The following is an 18622-nucleotide window of genomic DNA, read 5'->3' on the forward strand; positions in this document are numbered from 1 at the left end:
GTTAATGACTTTCATGCCGTCACTAACGGACTTGTCAATGGCTGCAACAATCCCGCTTGAAGCACCAGAACCATAAGGACCTAGTACGCGGTAGACATATAAGTCAACGCCAGGGGCAACCCCTTGTGCCGGATATTCGACATTGGCTTTCGATTGTGCTGCGATTGTTCCAGATACGTGCGTACCGTGGGACGTCGGGTATTCACGGCCTGGGTTTATTGGCTTACCTGCATTCACCCAGTCATCATATGTGGTTTCCATCGGATCTGCATCGTTATCGATGAAATCCCATCCTTTAACCGAACTCGGGTTAATCTTAGTTGGATCAACGCCTTCTTGTTTTCGGTAGCCTTTATACACATCCGTTAAATCCGGATGGTTGTAATCAATTCCTGTATCTAAAACGCCGACTTTCACACCGTTCCCTTTAATGCCATCGTTATGAATCGCATCAATACCAGGAAGTGGGATACTATTTTCTTCTAGTCCTTCCACGCTTTTTTGTGACACAGCGGTTTGTTTAATCGGGTCGATTGTGACCTTTTCGTCCGCAAGGACATGTCTGACAAGACCGGAATCAAACAGTCTCTCGACCATTGTTCCTGGAAGTGTCATCGCTACCCCGTTTAACGCGTTCTTATATTCTCTTGTAATTTGGATGGCAGATGAATCTCCAGCATCTTCTTCACTAGCTGCAGTTTGCGCAGTAACTGCATTAACACTTAGGCCAGCTTTGTTCTGAGACAATCCATCCACAAATGCACGAAACTGTTTGTGCGAATCGTTTACGTCTTGTGTTTCTTCTTTTAATGTTGTCTTGTCTCCAGCTACTTGTGCCTGCATGACAGCTACTTTCGCCGGTGCTTGCTTGAATTCAACAATGACGTGAACAGGTTCCACGCTTGATGTGTTGATCTTAGACGAAATTTCTGGACCACCTATGCTGTACTGATTCAATGCCGCAATCTGTTCTTTCGTCAACTGTGGAGCGCTCGAATCCTGATGAAAAGGATCTATAGGTGTTGATGATGCCGCTAGCACGTTGAATGGAATGACAGATGACAGTAATAAAGCACTCATCGTCGTAGTTGCTAAAATGTTCTTTAACTTACGGTTTACCAATTCAATTCCCCCTTTATTGCAATCTTTTGAAAATTTTGTCTTTTTATTTCATTTTGAATTGCCCATGCATATTGATAACAACCATGCCATCTTTTTCTGCTTTATCGATTGCAGCAATAAAACAATCACTTAGTCAGCTTCCATATGGACAAAGTACGCGGAAAGCATAAATATCTGCATCAAATGTTTTATACTCACTATCCGCTTTTCCACGACCACCAATTATGCAGGCAACATGTGTTCCGTGTTATGTATAACATGATCCAGCTGCTGTTGTTTCTGGCCAGACTTTTTAGAAGCTTGTTTTGTTAACTTTTTTCCCCATTTAACTCCTCCCAGTTTTTTGAATGCAAGATCACATTTGAAAAAAACATATTAGAAATCCAAAATTCCTATCTATTAAAAGGAATTACAATAGTGAAAGTGACTTGCTTTAAATATACAAATAATTGTCACTTAGCCTTTATAGTATAAGGTTAGAATAATAACAAGGCACCTACTGGATAAGCGATTACGTGCACTTGCAGGTCCTACTTTTAATCATAGTTTGATAGATTTTTGGGCTTTCTAACTAAATATTTCAAATATATAGCTCATTATATTATCAGGTATTTAATATAGCTATGGGGGTTATTTGTGTGATTTTCCACCTAAACACTTTAATTTTTTTCTTTTAATTTCAAAAAAACAAGTAAATACCTTATTTCAAATTGGGGTTATGATAATATTTATAGTAAATTACAACAAAATGAGGGTTATATTTTGATTGAAGGTAAAATTATTCAATTCTATAGAAAACTGAAAAATATGAAACAAGCTGAGTTAGGAGAAGGGATATGTTCTGCAACTCACATTAGTAAGATCGAACGAGGATTAACTGAAGTCTCTCAAGAAACACTCCAATCATTAGCTGATACACTAGAAATAGATTTGCAAAGTGAAATAAAAACTTATATGAGTCTAGATACACTACTAAAAGAATGGCTATATTCTATTAGTATGAAAATTTATTCAAAAGCGGATCAGTTAAAGGAAAAACTTGAACATGTACCACTTCTACAAATGCCTAATTTCTTCCAATTTTACACACTTATTCTTACTAGGCATTATTTATTAACAGGTAATCAATCCCAGGCGCTTAAGTATTTGAATAAAATGGAATCTTGCAAGGAGTTATCTCAATTTGAAAAAAATTTATTCCTTCACAATAAAGCATTTTACGAATTAAGATATTCTAAAAACTATCATAAAGCCATTGCAATTCTAAATGATATTGATGGAAATCAATATACACATGAATATCTATATCATTTGGCATACGCCTATAATTCTATTAACTCACGAGTGTTAGCTTTGTACTATGCAAGTAAAGCTTTGCAGTACTTTAAAGACGCTCGTTGCTTTACCCGAATGATTGAAACTGAAACACTCATACTAATGCAACTTGCCCAATCTAATGAGATGATCTCATTAGATTCTGAATATAATCGACTAATCGATTTGACGGTAGAATACGGACTTGATGATCATAGGGCTAGTCTCTACACTAATTTTGGATACTATAAACTTCGTGAAGGGAATTATTTAAAGGCTATTGAGTGCTATGAAAATGCTATGTATTCATGGGAACACAAGAATTCATATTATTATCTTTACTCTCTAGAAGCATATATAAACACTCTAATTAAGGGGAAATTGAAATCGAAAGATGAAATTTTAGCTCTAGCTAAAGTAGGACTTAAGCTTGCTAAAAAAACGAATGATTTACTCCATATTCATTTTTTTAATCTTCATATCCTTACAATTCAAGATCAAAAAGATGATTATTATCAGTACCTTGAGTATAAAGCTAAACCATATTTCAATAAAATAGGCTTGGAACAAGCATCAGAACATTATCAAATTCAACTTTTTAATTACTATATGGAAAATCAGGAAATGAATAAAGCCAATTCATTGGCCAAATCAATCATCAATAAATATCCAAATAATTATCAATTTCCTTAGATAAAATTCTATCGCTCAATAATTTTGAGAAATGGGAGCGTTCCTAATGAATTCGCTGCCTTACTTATCCTCATTTTTATCTAAATACTTTAACTAAATAACGATTTTAAATTTTGTGCCCCAATCCTGCCCCATGAAGCCTGTTTTATTGAAATTCAACAGCTGTTAACCAATAAAAAAACCCTTGAAAATCAAGCGTCTAAGTTATGATCCCAACTGGACTTGAACCAGCTAATCCATGCCTCCCCAATTTTAACGGCCTCAGTTGAAATCTTACCTGTAATCGCGCACACATAGGTTTGACGATGAGGCTCAATGATTATGTGTGTATCATTATAGGAAATATCAATCATATCCCCCTCTTTTAATTGAAATCGATCTAATAAATCTTTGGGCAATAAAATTCGCCCCAATTCACGGCTTTTGCTAAACCTAAAGAAGCACCAAGTCGACTATGTAAGTTAGTTAAGACAATCCGGTAATGTCATAACCTATTTAAACGGAAACGAGACATCACTATACGTTCTCAAAAAGCAACAGTTGTTGTATTATGTTTCATATTAATACATCCATCAAAATGAGCCACTTCAACCAAAAAACAGAGCCTCCTCTGCCATGAGGAGGGCACTGAAAAAGCCTATTTAAAGAGAAAAAGAAGCTAATCACCTTTTATGTATAGGAGATTAGCTTCTTCCCAGTTCACTAACAAGTAAATTTAACAATAAAAAGGTGCTAGTACCACCCATAATTCGGATGATATCTAGCACCTTTTTTATTTTTTACTCTTCCTGATAATCTTCATTTACAACTGTAAACTGATCAATGGTTTCACCGTCAGATGTAACAGTGGTGAAGCTGATTCGATCTTTGTTCACTTTGGCTTGTAAGGAAATTGCGATATTTTCCATGTTGACGAATTCAAATTTCTCATCTGCCACGGCATCATAGTGCTTTTTACCGGTTGTACCGGCGACCACATAAACCGTTCCGTTCGGATCTGCTTTTCCGTCTTTCAGCTTTTTCGTTCTGCCATAGGAATGATCATGGCCAGAGAACACGATGTCAATCCCTAACTCATCGACGACCGGTGGCAGTTTTTGTTTCATGAGTTCATTTCCGCCAAACGGATTTGTGTAATAAGGAGGTTTGTGTGTCACAAGGATTTTCCAAGGTTTATCGGAATTCGTAACATCCTGTTTCAGCCACTCTAACTGCTTGTTCAGAATCTCGGTATCATCGGTGTATCCTAGTACGCTAATGTGCATGTTATTGTAATCAACCGAATATGTCCCGCCTTTGTCTGCCTCAGGTCCATTTTCAGGGGAGTTTAAGATGGCTTTTGCTAGCTGACCATTCGCATCTCCCATGTATTCATGATTTCCTAGCGCCGCAACAAGATCGGTGGAACGAATGTTGCTGTATTGGCTTAAGACATTTAATGTATCATCCCATTGTTTAAATTTGGAGGATTCGTCAATCAAATCACCTACATGAATCATGAACGATAAGTCTTTTTTATCAAGATCCCCAAGAATTTTCGTAAAGTCACTTAAATCTGCTGGCGATTGCGTGTCACCTAAAACGGCAAATTCAAAGCTTTGCTTCCTCATTAAAGTGGTGAACTCTTGCAACTCTGACCAGTTCTCTCCATCTCCCACTCGATAAACATATGTTGTCCCTTGTCGTAATTTCTTTAATGTGACTTCATTTACTCGGATTATTCCATTTTTCGTAGGATCTTGCTCTCCAGAGAATACCTGGTTAGTGGATGATCCGACGATGGTTTCTAGCGACTGTTCACCTTTCTTGTCAAAATCCTTTTTTCGTGCAAATTGAATAACGGGTTTTTCTTTCGCTAACGGACTCGACATCCAGGTGAAACCTTTTCCTTTATGCGGATCACTTGTTGGAGTGGAAAGGATATTTTTTATTTCTGTCACTGCCGCAAGAGGCGGATAGGTCTGCGTGTTTACTTTAAACGAATACTTTCCATCCTTTACAGCATATAAAGAGATGTTCTTCACTTCATTTGTGATAGTATCCACACGGAGAACACCTTTTTCATCTGTTTTTCCTACTAGAACAGGCTCCGTGTTGCCATTGATGATGGCGAAAATTTCTGCGTCAGCGATTAACTCGTTGTTCATATCTTTCACTGCCATAACAACAGGCTTCCCGATTAATATCGGCTCTGCGATAATATCGAAGGCACCTTTCACTTCGAAGCTGGCTGGTGCCATTGAATACGTTGAAACGAAGTTTTCTTCTTTTGGCACCGTGTAGCTTAAGCTAGCTTCTACCATTTCATAGGTTAATTTGCTGCCTTCTTTTGTCGATGCAGGAATTCGAACCTGAATCGTTGCAGCTTCTGCGGTTGCCGCTGTTTCGCCACTATTCATTAGATTCAATGTAAGTATTCCAGTTTCAGTATCATAGCTTGAGGTACTTGTGTTGAACCCATTAGAAAAGCTAACATTTTCCACTGGGAAGTTCTTATTTAATTGCATTTTAATGGTGGAGCCAGAGATTTCAGATGGATTGTCAGCCTTCACTACTAGGTCAAACACATCACCTAGCAAGGCTTGGTCTTGTTTTTTGACCAATTCCACCTTTGCCGCGCCAGTGTTCACGGTAAAATAGACCGTTTTAACGGCTTGGTTTCCGAATTTATCAGGGACCATAAGGGTTATTTGATGGGTTCCATCCGCCCATTGTAATCCACTTAATGAGATCGACCCATCCATATCAAATGAAAAATGACCTTCTGATTTGGAGTAGTCTTTGCCATCTACTAAAAATCTGATTTTTTCCCAGTCAATTCCCGTTTTAAAAGGATCATCTTCATATTCATTCACGTTTGCTTTTAAATTGACCGCATTTGTCTTGAATTCTTTGCCGTCTACGTTAATTGATTGGATAACTGGAGGATTTAAGTCATCCACTTTATCTCCATATACGGCTCTAATATTATCAATATAGATGGTGCCTTTTCTCAGGGGTACGGTGATTCCTGATTTCGTAACCATTAATCTTACCGCTTGTGTTCCCGATATTTTGAACGGACCTGTAAAGGAGGCTGGTATGTCGGCCTCGATGTATTTCCAGCCTGTCCAATTGATCCCTGGTTTTTCTTGATTAAGATTAATGGTTTGCGTTTTGCCGTTTCCGTCGACAATGTTCATTCTCAGCCAATAACCTTGTGCATCCGGAGTTGCGTAAATCCACATTCCAATGCTGGAGGGATTATCTGGAATTGCGATATTTGAACCAGGTCCTGCATAGGCTCCAAGGGTGGTTCCAGTTTGTGCACTTGTTAGATCAAAATCCAATTTCAATGACTGATTGCCGAATCTTACTGGTGCTGGATAGGCAGCCAAACCAAGTGTCGCTTTTTCACCGCGCCCCACAACAGATGGTTTCCAGCCCTCAAGCCCACCTTCAAAATCAAATAAKACTTCAGGAAGCTTTCCAACCGAAACATTGATTTGTGCTGTAAGGTTTGTCTCCTTCAAGCGAGCCGTAATCGTCCCTGAAACCGTTTTGTCTCCAGTACGGAGGACACCAGATTCATCAATGGTTCCCATTCCTTCAGGGATGTCAAACTCCATATCTTGAGAGTTCCAGTGTACCTTTCTCTTTTGGAATTTTGTCATTAAGTTTAAATTGGTTTGACTATTTTTAGCTGCTGTTAGCTCTGTTGAAGTAAAGGACATCTCATCAGGCTGGGCAATTTCAACGATACTTTTTCCAACCAGATTGCCCTGATATTTCAGGATGATTTCCAACTGTCCTGTTTTTCCATTTGATAAAAACTTTCCATTCTCATCGATCGTACCAAAGGTTGAATCAGACAATTCCCATGTTAAACCGGAGGCTGGCAGAGATGCTGAAGCCATAGATTTGTCTCTTCCCTTGGCCATGAATGGAATCGTGGCACTTGGGGTAAAGGATTGGTCATATGGTTCAATATGAGCCGAATCAAAAAGGTGGTCGGATGGCTCTTTCGAGACAATCAGCCAAGAGTTTGCTACGCTTCTTTCTGAACGATCAGAAGGTTGATTGTCTATCTCAAGATTATCGCCGCCCAGTTCGCGAGTTGTGAAGGTAGAAGACCCACCTCCATCAAGGTTTAACGCATTTACTGCCCCTAAATCGATCATTAATTGTGCTAAATCAGGCATGGAGATTCCAGCTGAATAAACTTCTTGTCTTCCGTCGATCACGGCAAAAAACACATCGCCGTCTGCTTCAATCCCAACCGCTGTTCGAGGCTCTCTATCTGCTCCCGTTTGTGGAGTTTGATAGACTTGACCATTTTTTACGAGAATGGCATTCCCACCCAGCGCTTCTTTTAATTGATCTTTCATTCCATCATATAGAGTTGAGTCCCCAATGACGGCTTCACCAGATTTTTTGATTCCGAAGAATTTTTGTGATGCTGAATACTGAGCCTTTAATGCTTGTCCATCTTTGTAAACAACGCCCATTGGTTCACCAGTAGCCATATTATAAAAATCAGCATTCACAGCTGCCACTACTTTACGGTTGTCACCATTTGCTGCATTGGCTTGCTGTCTAACGGGCTGAAGGCCAAATGCTGCTCCGTCATTCGGTGTACCTGCTTCAATGGATACGCTCGAATTTTGTACATCAACATCCACTACAAAACTCTCAATCTTTTTTCCATCTTTTCCTTCAAAGCTGTAGTGTTTTTCCATTACACCCGAAGCAAGACTAGCTTGATATTCATTGATGGGTGTTTGAATGACGGGTGAGTTTAAATCGAAGCTGCCTAAAGCTAATGTAAAACTTGGGGAAATAATACTGCTTACCAATGCAAATGACAGGGTAACCGGGAAGATCCTTTTTTTCCAATTTTTCCTCATATAGCACCTCCAAAATTAATGGTTAATTAAATTTGCTGTAAATCCCTTGATACAGTACTTTTTACCACTTAATGAAGAAGAGAAATGTCGAGAATTAGGTGGAGATAGTCACTTGTTAAATTAGAAAAATTTACCTTATTATTCAATGAACACTTCACAATTAAGCCTAGTCACTAGTTGTATAGTTGTCTATACCACTTACTGCTTAAATAAATAAGAAAATTGGAAATTTCGCAAAAAGTAACAATTACTTTTCCGTGCTTTTCTAATTAAAATGTCTGTTTTGTTTGAAGAAAACTATTTATTCGTTTTTAATGAATCCAGATTGGATAGCTTCAGCAACTTCTTTTGCAATCTCTATAATAGTAGAGTTCTTACAAAGCTTTTTGTGCCAAATATGTGCTGATGGTCTTTCTGAATTGAAATCTTTAATTAATAGGAGTTCATAGAATGTACCTTCTTGTTTAAGCGTAACTATGTATACTGAAAAATTTAATGCTTAAAATATTTTTTGCTTAATGATATATTGCTTGTCAATTTCTTTAATATTTAGGGTCATTGGTAGCACTTCATCATTAATTCCAGAAACTGTTAACATTGTAAGCCCCCTAACTTTATAATTGAACACCCATTTTATAAGTAACGAAAGAAAGAAACAAAAAATAAAATAGAACGAAAAATAAAAAGGTATTGGCTCCTCCTTCGCCAAATACCATGATAGCCACTCAAGCTATCCCCACTAATATATATATTAAAGCTGTATTGTTAATAAAATACGTCTTAGATGTTATAGATTTGTAAATGATCTATCAAATAAACATTAAGGACTTTAAATCGAGCATTCACAGTAGGTTGACATAACCCCCGGTCTAGGAAGTATATTATGTCTGGTGTTAAAACAAGCCTAAATAAAAAACGCCCATTCTGGATTCTATACTACATGCACCATTTTTTGACTTAACATCCGGATGAGGAAGTATTCAACTTCCTTGCTCAATAAGAAAAGCCGCCTTTTAAAGGCAGCCGGTTCTTTACTCTATTTCTACATATTTTTACTTTGTTGAAGAAGTTTGGATTCTCCTGTCCGTTCCCATTCTTCCACTGTCTTATATGCTCTTTCAGGAGAATACCCTTTACCTACAAGGAATCCCATTAGAATAAATTCTTGAAGAATATGTGTAGAATTTATTCCTCTTTTAACATCCTCTAATCCTTCATTAACCAAAAATTCCGTGTGCTGTATCCATTCATCTGGAGTCTTGCCAAAAATAACGGTATTTCCATTGGGACGACTACCACCCTCTTCCTCAGCCACTGCATCTGCTTTGGTTGAATGAATAGTACCAAATGGATGGTTAGGAGGAGCATATATCGAATAAAGTTTTAGTGGAATATTACCTGTATTTGTTACATTATGCCATGTCCCAGCAGGAATCAAGATTGCAGAATCATCGTAGACATATCTATTAAAGTTTAAATTATCTTTACTTTTTCCCATTTGAACAATCCCCTGGCCTTGTTCAATACGTAAGAATTGATCGACGTCAGGATGGATTTCCAAACCGATATCTTCTCCAACATTGAGACTCATTAAAGTAACTTGTAAATGTGTCCCTGTCCATAAAGCAGTACGATAAGTATTGTTTTGCTTAGTTGCTTCATTGATGTTAACGACAAATGGTTTTGGTCCATAATCTGTTAACAATATACTACCCTCGCCTTTGGAAGAGCGATAAGAATCAAATCTGTTTGCATGTTCTAACTCATTAGGATATGCCCAGTAAACCGATTGTCTTCCGTAGTAATTGTTCACTGGTACATTAGCACAATACGGGTATTGATATTGATACATATAAGGAACATAGTACATTTTTCACAAATCCCCTCACAGTTTATAAAATTATCCTATGCAACGTGATAAAGGAATGTACTTAGACTCGAGTCTTGCTTAAATCACAACTATTTGTATTATGTTCCTTAACCTCCACCTTTTTCTTTGAATTAAAGGGTAATGAAGTTGAATACTCCTTCATCCACGTGTTATGTCAACTTACTGAGCATGACGTAATACAACCACGTTCCGAGAGGAAATAATCACTTGAATGATGGTGTTTTTCTGATAAAGAAATATCTGTCCTGGTTATCACTTGTCTTCTTGTTATTATCTTTCATCCCAATTTTCGTTCTCCTATTAACAAATACTGGGTTTTTAGCGTTCGGTTTAGAAGGGAAAATTGGTCTCTTTGCTCTACCTATTCCAGCGTTAATTGGACTTATTTCTGGAATATTCGGTGTTACGGAGAATGTGAGATTTTACCTTATTTTTTAAAATATTTCTAGCATGCTTTTTTACAGTGTGCTAATTTTGGAAAAAGCCACCGAACGGTTAAAGTATGGTATTAGTTGACTCATTTTGAATTCTTCTATCGTCAGGCATTTAAATACTGATCTGTGGAAAAAAAGTATGATTTAGGTACTGTTTAATGTTTCATCAGGGAGAGAAGAAAAAGGAAGCTCTAAATATACATTGCTTTAAATTTTTTTAACATAGATTAATAGACAAGAGGTTAAGACTTTGAATAAAAATAATATGAATCCTGGTCAAACGTGATCAAAATGCCGGACTTCCAGAAAATTATCCTGCGAAGCTTGACATCATCGCTTCAGCGATTACGACATTCGGTGATGCCTTGGCAACTGTTGCAGCTATACTAGCATTAGAAGAGACAGTTAACAGCGATGCAGAAGATGCGAAAAATCAAAAGAATCAAGAAAAACAATTGATGGAAATGCAAAAACAAATTGATAGTTTAACAAATCAACTATCACAAATTAACAAGAAATTAAGTTAGAAGAATATAGAATCTGATGTTCGAACTACATTAATCTTGCATGATGTCGTCTTGTAATGTTTTCTAACAATCGAATCGATTTTTCAGAATTCCCAGATGAAGAGTGTATGATTGTAACGAAATCGGTTATGAAGTTTCTTGAATCCACATCTCGATGTAAAAAGTCCAAATACGTTTTATTCTTCACGATTTTTTCGGCACCACACTAAGGTGTTGTAGTTTTATCAACAACTTGTTATGTAGGTTCGAAAAAACTAGGTACGACAGAATAGAACCAACTAAAGCAAAAGACATATCCCATTGTGCATCCCACCTATCGCCTTGCATCCCTAAAAAGTTTTTAGTCGCGTGTCCTGCATTTGGTAACTTGGTACTCAACCATTCGATAATTTCGTACAACGCAGCAACGGCAAGCACAATACTGGTTGAGATGCCAAACAACCAAGTCCCTTTGGTTAATGGCGTGTTTCTTATCACAATCTCCCTCACGACAATCACACCTAAACCTTTCAAGAAATGACCAAATCGATCATAATCATTGCGATTCAAATGAAACTCATCTTTAATCCAATTAAATAAGGGAACCTCCTCATATGTGTAGTGACCACCGATAAACGTAAGAATTGATAATAAGGCAATAATGAAATAAGAGAGGGTTGTGAATCGAAACCGCTTATAAGTAGCTATGACAATAATCAATACGACAACGGCAGGACTAACCTCTGCTACCCACGTCAAAAATTCTGCTGGCTTATAAACTGACCATATAAAAAAGATAATTACAATAACAAATAAAGAAAAATTAACCTTTGTACCATTATTTACTTCCACGTGTGTCACCCTTTCTTCACAACAGTATGCGAAAAAACAGGTTGGCATATACCTTTTTGGTTTAGAGCCGACCTTTCAGTTTGAGTCAATTATTTACATGTAAAGGAAGCGATTATTTTCTAACAAAATACAAGTACATAATGATTTCGCATTAGGAAATAATGAAGGTCAGAGGAACCAAAAGAGGGGGTTTTTTATATATGTTAGATGGATTTAGTTTTTGGGAAATTTTTACTAGGACAATTGTTACTTTTGCGATATTGCTTTTTTTAGCACGGATTATGGGAAAAAAGCAAATAGGACAGCTGACATTTTTTAATTACGTGACAGGCATAACGATTGGGTCAATTGCTGCCGAGCTGGTTGCACATGACGATACACATTACTTAAATGCAACAACAGCATTAATACTATGGGCTATACTTACGCTACTCGTCAGTTATGTCACAACTAAATCCAGTAAGGTAAAAGAATTACTTGATGATAAACCTTCAATTGTTATCAAAGATGGGAAAATCCTAGAAAAAGAACTTAAGTCAAACCGTATTCCTGTTACTGATTTAACTATGTTATTACGGTTGCAAGGGGTTTTCTCCGTTAAAGATGTACATTTTGCTGTTTTAGAGACAAACGGAGAACTCAGTATCTTCAAAAAGGTAGCCCAACAACCCGCGACGAAACAAGATGTGAAAGCTCCAGTTGCAGAACCTAAGTACATGCCTAGTACCCTTATTGCAGACGGTATAATCATACAGAAGAATTTACTGGGCTTAAACTTAACCGAAGAATGGTTAATAAAAGAAATTAAAAAAAGTGGCGTGAATTCGGTAGATCAAGTTTTTTATGCTCAAATTGAATCGAATGGTTCTGTCTATATTGATTTAAAAGATACGAACTTGTAATCCATATCCAACTAATATGTCTATTCCCAAAAATCAATAACAGAAGTTGAGCTTCTTTTGCAGACTTCCTTCTTCATCCGTGGATTATGTCAACTCATTCTGCATGGTTTATGCCAGTGTGATATTTTACAAAAAAATCCGAATTGAAGAATTCACAGTGTTATATAACTCTTCAATTCGAACTTTGAACAGAATATCATTAAAAAGTATATCCAAAATGAATTAGAGTGAAGCGGTTTATAAGGGTATCGCCTATCTACCTCTTGTAGAATGAATGAATGTAGTGCGTAGACTAATATTGCCCTTGTAACATCCTTTGGTATAGTACGACTAAAAGATTTTAACTGATCGCTTAATATGGACCCAAAAAGGGAAGCCACCGTCATTAATCTGATGGTGGTTTTTACGTTGTCTGAAGAGGTTCCTGTTGTTATGTAACCTATTTTGTATAGCCTATACAATCACATTGAGTACCTATACTTAGTGCATCTTCAATAGGAATTTTGGCTTTTGGACTAACATGGTTTGTTCAAAGAGCATTTTAAAAAAGTGGATTTCTTGGAATATTGAAAAGAAAGATTTAAAGGCTTTTATGAAGGAACGCCTCCTGGTATTTAGTCCGTTGGTGGAATCGTTTATTTAAAAAATAACAACGTATAAATGAAAAACACGAAAGCATCTCGACCTTAATTGGTTGGGGTGCTTTTTTATTTTTTATAAGCCGTCTGAATGTCGCAAAAGTATCCCTGTTAAGGACTAAATAAAGTGTTGACAGCCACTTAATAAATAAATTTCAGAAGCTGTTTTCCTATACGTATCAAGGGTTTCAAGATATTTTCTACATTTTTATCTCCAAACTCCCTTGGAGGCTTGTCACAACTCATGGTTTAATTAAGAAGGTTGTTTAGGCGGGCCTCCTTGAGAAAGGAGGAACCACATTGAATACAACAAAAAAACCCTTACGCAAAGACGTTAAAAAACCTATTAATAATCTATTAAAAAACACATCTACATCAATTACCGTAGTACGGATTGTCACTGATATCGTTAGAATTTTTATGAACGTTTTCAGTTGATTCCAATTGAAGTAACAACATAAAAGGTGTGCATCCTCTTTCGCCTCTTACTTACTGCTTCGCAGGCGGTTTTTATGAGCTCAAGTCTAAACAACTTCTTTAATTTTTGGGGGCTGCTGGAAGATGGTGCTAATCCAATTACTGTTGCGGTGATTATAGCGAAGGGGATACACCCGTTCCCATCCCGAACACGGAAGTTAAGTCCTTCTACGCCGAGGAATAGTTGGGGGGTTCCCCCCTGTGAAAACCGGAAATTGCCGATTATAAACGCTTCAACCAAAAAAAGAACAAAAAAAGACCTCCAAGGTTTCGCAGACCTTGAAAGTCTTTTTTTGCTTCTCCCTAAGAAAGGGATCACATTGGATACGGGTTACTTAAAAAAGCCCTTACGCTTTTTTGTTACACCCCTATTATAAACGAAAAGCGTGGTTTGTAAACACCTTTCACCTATATATACTGCTCATCAGTAGGGTTTTAATACTAACTCGCCAAAAATTTATGTCCATCTCTTGAATTTTTACCGCATCACTTACGAGTGAGGCGTTTTTTTATTTATCCTAAGTTTTGTTACATCGGGTGTATGGAGCATACAAGACAGTTCCACGAATTAATGAATCCAGTTTCATAAATTGAGGTACTTAGTTGAAGAATCGGCTGTTATTTCCAAAAGGAAATGATCGATGAAATTGAGACAGAATAAAAACTCAAGTCCCCACCCTAATTATCAGGATGGGGTATTGAGTTTTTTATTTTATCAACGACAAGTTCTATAAAGGTTTGAAATTAGGGAAAGGTTCTTGAGCCTCAGAAAGTGATGAAAGACTAGTCAGCTCAGTAACAGAACTGATCTTATTCCAAACGGACATTACATTAGCTGATTGGTGTGCTTTTTCAATAGCCTCATTGGACTTCCACTCAGCTATTTCAATAATTGTCCCATCTTCCGCTTGAAGTGTTAGTAACTCACGGTTTGTAATCAATCCCTCTTCTCGTAGGGTTGGTATATGTACTTTAAGAATTTCTTTTAACTCGTTTTCTTTTCCTGCTATTGGACGATAAAGTGCCATGAAGATTGATGATGACATAATTTCACTCCCTTAATGTTCATTCACTATGATAACATCTTATAAAAAATTCACGAATTGAAAACACTTAACGTAAAGGCTTTAAAGACATTCAGTCGTTCACCTTACTTAGTTTCGTATAGGTTACTGAACTTAGATTGTTGAACGATGAAAATGAATAAGCAAGAGCGAGTAGTGAACTTGAAATTTCCAAGTTCACTATCGCCCAACATATGCAGGTGCGGGTACAACGCTACAAACGTTTTTTATTCACTTTGAAATCCCATCGACACCATATTTTTAAAAGGTGTGATGGACGCTCTCTCTGAGATTCGCAGAAGCGAACGATTTACACTGTCCGAAAAGTAAGGGCTTGACCATAACTGTCTCTATTCATAGCAAGTCCTTGGGATTAAATAACATCCCAATTGAGGTTAGATAACCGAGTATACATTTTTAACTGAAGGTGAACACTTCCTCATCCGGGTGTTATGTCAACCTATGGTGCATGCAGCATACAAAATCCCCGAAATGTTGGCGGGACCCCATCGCCATCAAGCTAAGCGCGCAAGAGATAATATAAAAGTGTGTTCTCTTTAATTTGCTATGGTAACACTAAAAATGCGCATGTTCGGATGTGACCGGCCCCGGCCGTCTCTCTTCTATAAAGGCTGTTTTAATGAAGTAAATCTTTTTGTTTTTGATAACAAAATGGAAATATTTGTTTTTGTTTGAATAAGTCGAAAATATATAAAGGTGAACAAAACCTTGTATATTTTCGACTTGTTGCTAAAGTACCAGTGTATCATTCACATCTGTACTTGAACTGAGGCTCTGTCTGTATATAAAAAGCATTTCTTACTTGTGCACTCCAATTTGCAAAGGCTGATCTCCATTCAGGAGTGTTAAAGAATTGATCTACAGTTTGAGTTTCAGAATGCCAAACTATAAATAGGTTGAGTGGGGCAATTCCTCCTGCCCAAATTCCATTATTTGCGTCAGTATCTTCTTCCCTTACTAATAATAAGGGTAGACCAAATTGAAAAGCCATTGAAGGTTCTACTTGTGAATAAACTGATCCTATCCAGAATGGAGTGGATGGTGGAAGGGGTCCTGCATTGACATCAACTGTTTGAATTTTAAAACGACGAAGGTTTACTGCCAACATTCCATAGCTTGATGAAACTAACCGACGAATATCAGTTAAAATGGATTCGGGATAACTTTCGCTTAATGGTAATGTACGCGGAAAAAGCAAAGCATTCTCAATCTCTAAAATTAGACGGTTTAGAAACCGTTGTTGGTTGTCATTTAAATGAGTTGTCGTACTTAAAAATATGGGAATACGATAAGCACGGTCAATACACTCTTGGTGTGCCGATTCTATTTTTGCTTTATCTTTCATCCTTGCGTGAAGAGCTATTCTTATTTTTTCTCACTTTCTCACCTCCTTTTTTTATTAGTATATGGAAAAGGAACAAGTGAGTTTGGACATAACAGGATTCCATAATAGAGAGGCTTTATAAAATAAAAATTTATTTAATTTAACTGAAGTAGGAAATAAGTAATCTATCATTAGCTATCCAAAATAAGCTTTTTGAATGAAGTCAATGTTGAGGAAAAAATACTCTTATAATTTTATTACAGCAGCCACCCTTTTTTAATATTTGTAAATATTATACATAAAAGGTAACATAATTACAGAAAACCCACTGCATAAATATCCCCTTTTTTATGCAGTCAATGTGGTTTTAAACAGGTTGAAAATTTTGATCCACCAACGCTGTATAAAATAGTGCATACTCGATAAAATGCAAAAAGTCAAAAATCCCTTGATAATCAAGGGGTTTTTGACTTTTGCAACTTCCGAGTCGATGTGTTATGTCAACCTACGGTGTATACGAAATGCATACCAGTTGAGCAAGCGAATCGTTGGTTTGCGGATGTATCATCCAGTTTCTTGTGTAACTAACGGGGCAGGTTAATCTAATTAGAATTTAAGATATAATTAGAGAAAAGTAGTTAAAGGAGTAAGCAATGGATTGTAAAAAGTATAGAGACGATTACGATAGGTTTAATGAGTTTCCATTAACAAGAAGTTTGGGATACTGAAGAATATCAACAGCATGTTGAACATTTTCACGACTGTGAATTATGTGGAATCTGGGATTTGGAGCAATTAGCTATTAAAAAAGGTTTAGATTTTTCAATATATTGCTGCACTAAAATGGCGTTCCATCTTTCAAATGGAATAGACACTGACCCTTATGAAGATCCTGATGTAGTCATAGTTCATAACAAAAAGTATGATGAATATGGCCTACCAATTCAAGATGGTGGAACTTCATTTATTAAGATAAAACACTGTCCTTGGTGTGGGGTTAAACTTCCAGAATCAAAAAGAGATTTATGGTGGGAAACCCTTGAAAACTTAGGTTTTGATGAACCATTTGAACAAGAAATCCCTAAAGAATATGAGACAGATGAATGGTATAAAAAGAAGTGATTTTAAAGAATATCTTCTTAAGATAATGTGTGCTTAGTTTAACAACCGGCTGCCTTTACAGAGCAGCTTTTCTTATTGAGTAATGAAGTTGAATACTTCCCAATCGTGGTGTTATGTCAACCTAGGGTGTATACGTGATACAATCCAGTTAAGTAAGTGAATCGACGTTTTCGGGAGGATCATCTAGTTTCTTATTCAACTAACGCAGCAGGTTAGTTCAATAAGGATTGATATAATAAATAGATTGCCATGTATAAAAACCTAATGGAGTGATACATATGGAAAGCTTTAAAGATCTTTTGCCTAGACATAAAACTGATGATGATAGAGTTGAAATGATTAAAAAAATGGATAGAGATAAAATATTACCTTTATTGCCTGGCCTCCTCGAATGGATACAAGATATGAATTGGCCAGTGGCACCAAGCGTATTGGAGTTGCTTTTAACTTTTCCAGAAGAAGTTGTCCCACATGTGCAAGATGTTTTATCTTCAGATGATGATAACTGGAAGTGGTTTATTCTGCACTTTTTGGTTATTGAATTGCCAGTAGAGTCGAGAGTTCAGTTTAAAGAGTATTTAACAAGAGTGGCCGAAACACCCACACAAAATGAACTCGAAGAAGAACTTGATGAAATCGCAAAAGAAATTTTAGAAACAATCTAAAATAAAATAATCCATTCTTCAACTAATGGGGCAGTATAGTATAATAAGAAATGGTAAAATATATGTAGTTAATTTAACGGAGGTGCAGAATGATGTTAAGGAAACAGAAAGGAATAATTAACGAAATAATCTATAATCACACTGCATACTATAAAGGGAAATATAGACATTATCCAACCATTACAGAATTAAAAAGTATATTAGACGAAATAATTGATTCAAACTCTACTACCGATTACATAAGAATTACACCATTCTATAGAAATGAACAATTAAATATGCAAATTGAGTTTGAAGAATATAAGTTTTATATAGAATGTCGAGATTCCTTTGATGAAAAAGACCAAAAGTTGCATATTTTGGAATGCATAGAACCCATAGATCAACCAAGATCCCTTAATGATTTGAGATTAGGGGCAATATTATATCCATTTTGTAAAAATAATGATATAAATTCTTATAAAATTGCACTCGAAAGATATAAAAATAGTTTAAAAGAAATTCTTCCTAAAATGATGGAAATTGCGAAATCAGAAATGGAATTAAAAGAAAAAGATAAAGCGTTTGGGTACTTTTGTTTTGAAATTCATAGCGAATAAGATTTATTCAACTAACGGGTGCTTTAGTTGAAGAACCGGCTGCCTTAACAAGGCGGCTTTTTCTTATGGATCTGAAGTTGATTAACTTCCTCATCCGGATGTTATGTCAACC

General features: G+C 36.5%; 13 protein-coding genes and 1 rRNA gene. 7 read left to right on the forward strand and 7 right to left on the reverse strand.

Features of this window, described 5'->3' with window-relative positions:
• On the reverse strand, window positions 1-1122 hold a 1122-nt coding region (locus tag AC1DOS_RS10025), incomplete at its 3' end, for a S8 family serine peptidase (protein ID WP_477537377.1).
• A 762-nt stretch (window positions 1123-1884) separates the two neighbouring features.
• On the opposite strand from AC1DOS_RS10025, the gene AC1DOS_RS10030 reads away from it, so the two are divergent.
• Window positions 1885-3129: a helix-turn-helix domain-containing protein gene (locus tag AC1DOS_RS10030; protein ID WP_477537378.1), complete on the forward strand. Its 1245-nt coding sequence runs from the start codon at window positions 1885-1887 to the stop codon at window positions 3127-3129.
• Between the two features lie 191 nt (window positions 3130-3320).
• Here the strand turns inward: AC1DOS_RS10030 and AC1DOS_RS10035 are convergent, their stop codons facing one another.
• From AC1DOS_RS10035 to AC1DOS_RS10045, 3 genes are all read right to left on the reverse strand, one after another.
• Window positions 3321-3542, reverse strand: a complete 222-nt coding sequence (locus tag AC1DOS_RS10035; protein ID WP_477537379.1) for an AbrB/MazE/SpoVT family DNA-binding domain-containing protein — start codon at window positions 3540-3542, stop codon at window positions 3321-3323.
• A 366-nt stretch (window positions 3543-3908) separates the two neighbouring features.
• Window positions 3909-8015 carry a phosphodiester glycosidase family protein gene (locus AC1DOS_RS10040; RefSeq protein WP_477537380.1) on the reverse strand — a complete coding sequence of 1369 codons (4107 nt, stop codon included), beginning with the start codon at window positions 8013-8015 and terminating at the stop codon, window positions 3909-3911.
• 1042 nt (window positions 8016-9057) lie between these two features.
• Entirely contained in the window at window positions 9058-9885 is an 828-nt protein-coding gene (locus tag AC1DOS_RS10045; RefSeq protein WP_477537381.1) for a cupin domain-containing protein, read from the reverse strand.
• Between the two features lie 820 nt (window positions 9886-10705).
• Between AC1DOS_RS10045 and AC1DOS_RS10050 the strand changes: the two genes are divergently transcribed.
• Window positions 10706-10867, forward strand: a complete 162-nt coding sequence (locus AC1DOS_RS10050) for a hypothetical protein (protein WP_477537382.1) — start codon at window positions 10706-10708, stop codon at window positions 10865-10867.
• A gap of 183 nt (window positions 10868-11050) precedes the next feature.
• Here AC1DOS_RS10050 and AC1DOS_RS10055 read toward each other — a convergent pair whose 3' ends face one another.
• Entirely contained in the window at window positions 11051-11698 is a 648-nt protein-coding gene (locus AC1DOS_RS10055; RefSeq protein ID WP_233260556.1) for a DUF2238 domain-containing protein, read from the reverse strand.
• A 200-nt stretch (window positions 11699-11898) separates the two neighbouring features.
• On the opposite strand from AC1DOS_RS10055, the gene AC1DOS_RS10060 reads away from it, so the two are divergent.
• A complete protein-coding gene (locus tag AC1DOS_RS10060) occupies window positions 11899-12600 on the forward strand; it encodes a DUF421 domain-containing protein (RefSeq protein ID WP_108587760.1) in 702 nt (233 codons plus the stop codon).
• A 1221-nt stretch (window positions 12601-13821) separates the two neighbouring features.
• Window positions 13822-13939: ribosomal RNA gene (rrf, locus tag AC1DOS_RS10065) — 5S ribosomal RNA — on the forward strand.
• Between the two features lie 504 nt (window positions 13940-14443).
• On the opposite strand, the gene AC1DOS_RS10070 is transcribed toward rrf, so the two are convergent.
• Both AC1DOS_RS10070 and AC1DOS_RS10075 read right to left on the reverse strand, forming a co-directional pair.
• Window positions 14444-14761 carry a hypothetical protein gene (locus tag AC1DOS_RS10070; RefSeq protein ID WP_477537383.1) on the reverse strand — a complete coding sequence of 106 codons (318 nt, stop codon included), beginning with the start codon at window positions 14759-14761 and terminating at the stop codon, window positions 14444-14446.
• Between the two features lie 784 nt (window positions 14762-15545).
• A complete protein-coding gene (locus tag AC1DOS_RS10075) occupies window positions 15546-16145 on the reverse strand; it encodes a hypothetical protein (protein ID WP_477537384.1) in 600 nt (199 codons plus the stop codon).
• A 765-nt stretch (window positions 16146-16910) separates the two neighbouring features.
• Here AC1DOS_RS10075 and AC1DOS_RS10080 point away from each other — a divergent pair.
• From AC1DOS_RS10080 to AC1DOS_RS10090, 3 genes are all read left to right on the forward strand, one after another.
• Window positions 16911-17246, forward strand: a complete 336-nt coding sequence (locus tag AC1DOS_RS10080) for a DUF6980 family protein (protein WP_477537385.1) — start codon at window positions 16911-16913, stop codon at window positions 17244-17246.
• 278 nt (window positions 17247-17524) lie between these two features.
• Window positions 17525-17911, forward strand: coding sequence for a DUF5071 domain-containing protein (locus AC1DOS_RS10085; protein ID WP_477537386.1), 387 nt, complete (start codon window positions 17525-17527; stop codon window positions 17909-17911).
• 89 nt (window positions 17912-18000) lie between these two features.
• A complete protein-coding gene (locus tag AC1DOS_RS10090; protein WP_477537387.1) occupies window positions 18001-18510 on the forward strand; it encodes a hypothetical protein in 510 nt (169 codons plus the stop codon).
• The last annotated feature ends 112 nt before the right edge of the window (window positions 18511-18622 follow it).

The sequence above is a fragment of the Paenisporosarcina sp. P5_A11 genome (assembly GCF_056400705.1).

Bases quoted from the DNA above. Each gene is read 5' to 3' on its own strand.
- AC1DOS_RS10045 (WP_477537381.1), bottom strand. From the start codon at position 9,885: ATGTACTATGTTCCTTATATGTATCAATATCAATACCCGTATTGTGCT.
- AC1DOS_RS10060 (WP_108587760.1), top strand. From the start codon at position 11,899: ATGTTAGATGGATTTAGTTTTTGGGAAATTTTTACTAGGACAATTGTT.
- AC1DOS_RS10070 (WP_477537383.1), bottom strand. From the start codon at position 14,761: ATGTCATCATCAATCTTCATGGCACTTTATCGTCCAATAGCAGGAAAA.
- AC1DOS_RS10075 (WP_477537384.1), bottom strand. From the start codon at position 16,145: ATGAAAGATAAAGCAAAAATAGAATCGGCACACCAAGAGTGTATTGAC.
- AC1DOS_RS10085 (WP_477537386.1), top strand. From the start codon at position 17,525: ATGGAAAGCTTTAAAGATCTTTTGCCTAGACATAAAACTGATGATGAT.
- AC1DOS_RS10090 (WP_477537387.1), top strand. From the start codon at position 18,001: ATGATGTTAAGGAAACAGAAAGGAATAATTAACGAAATAATCTATAAT.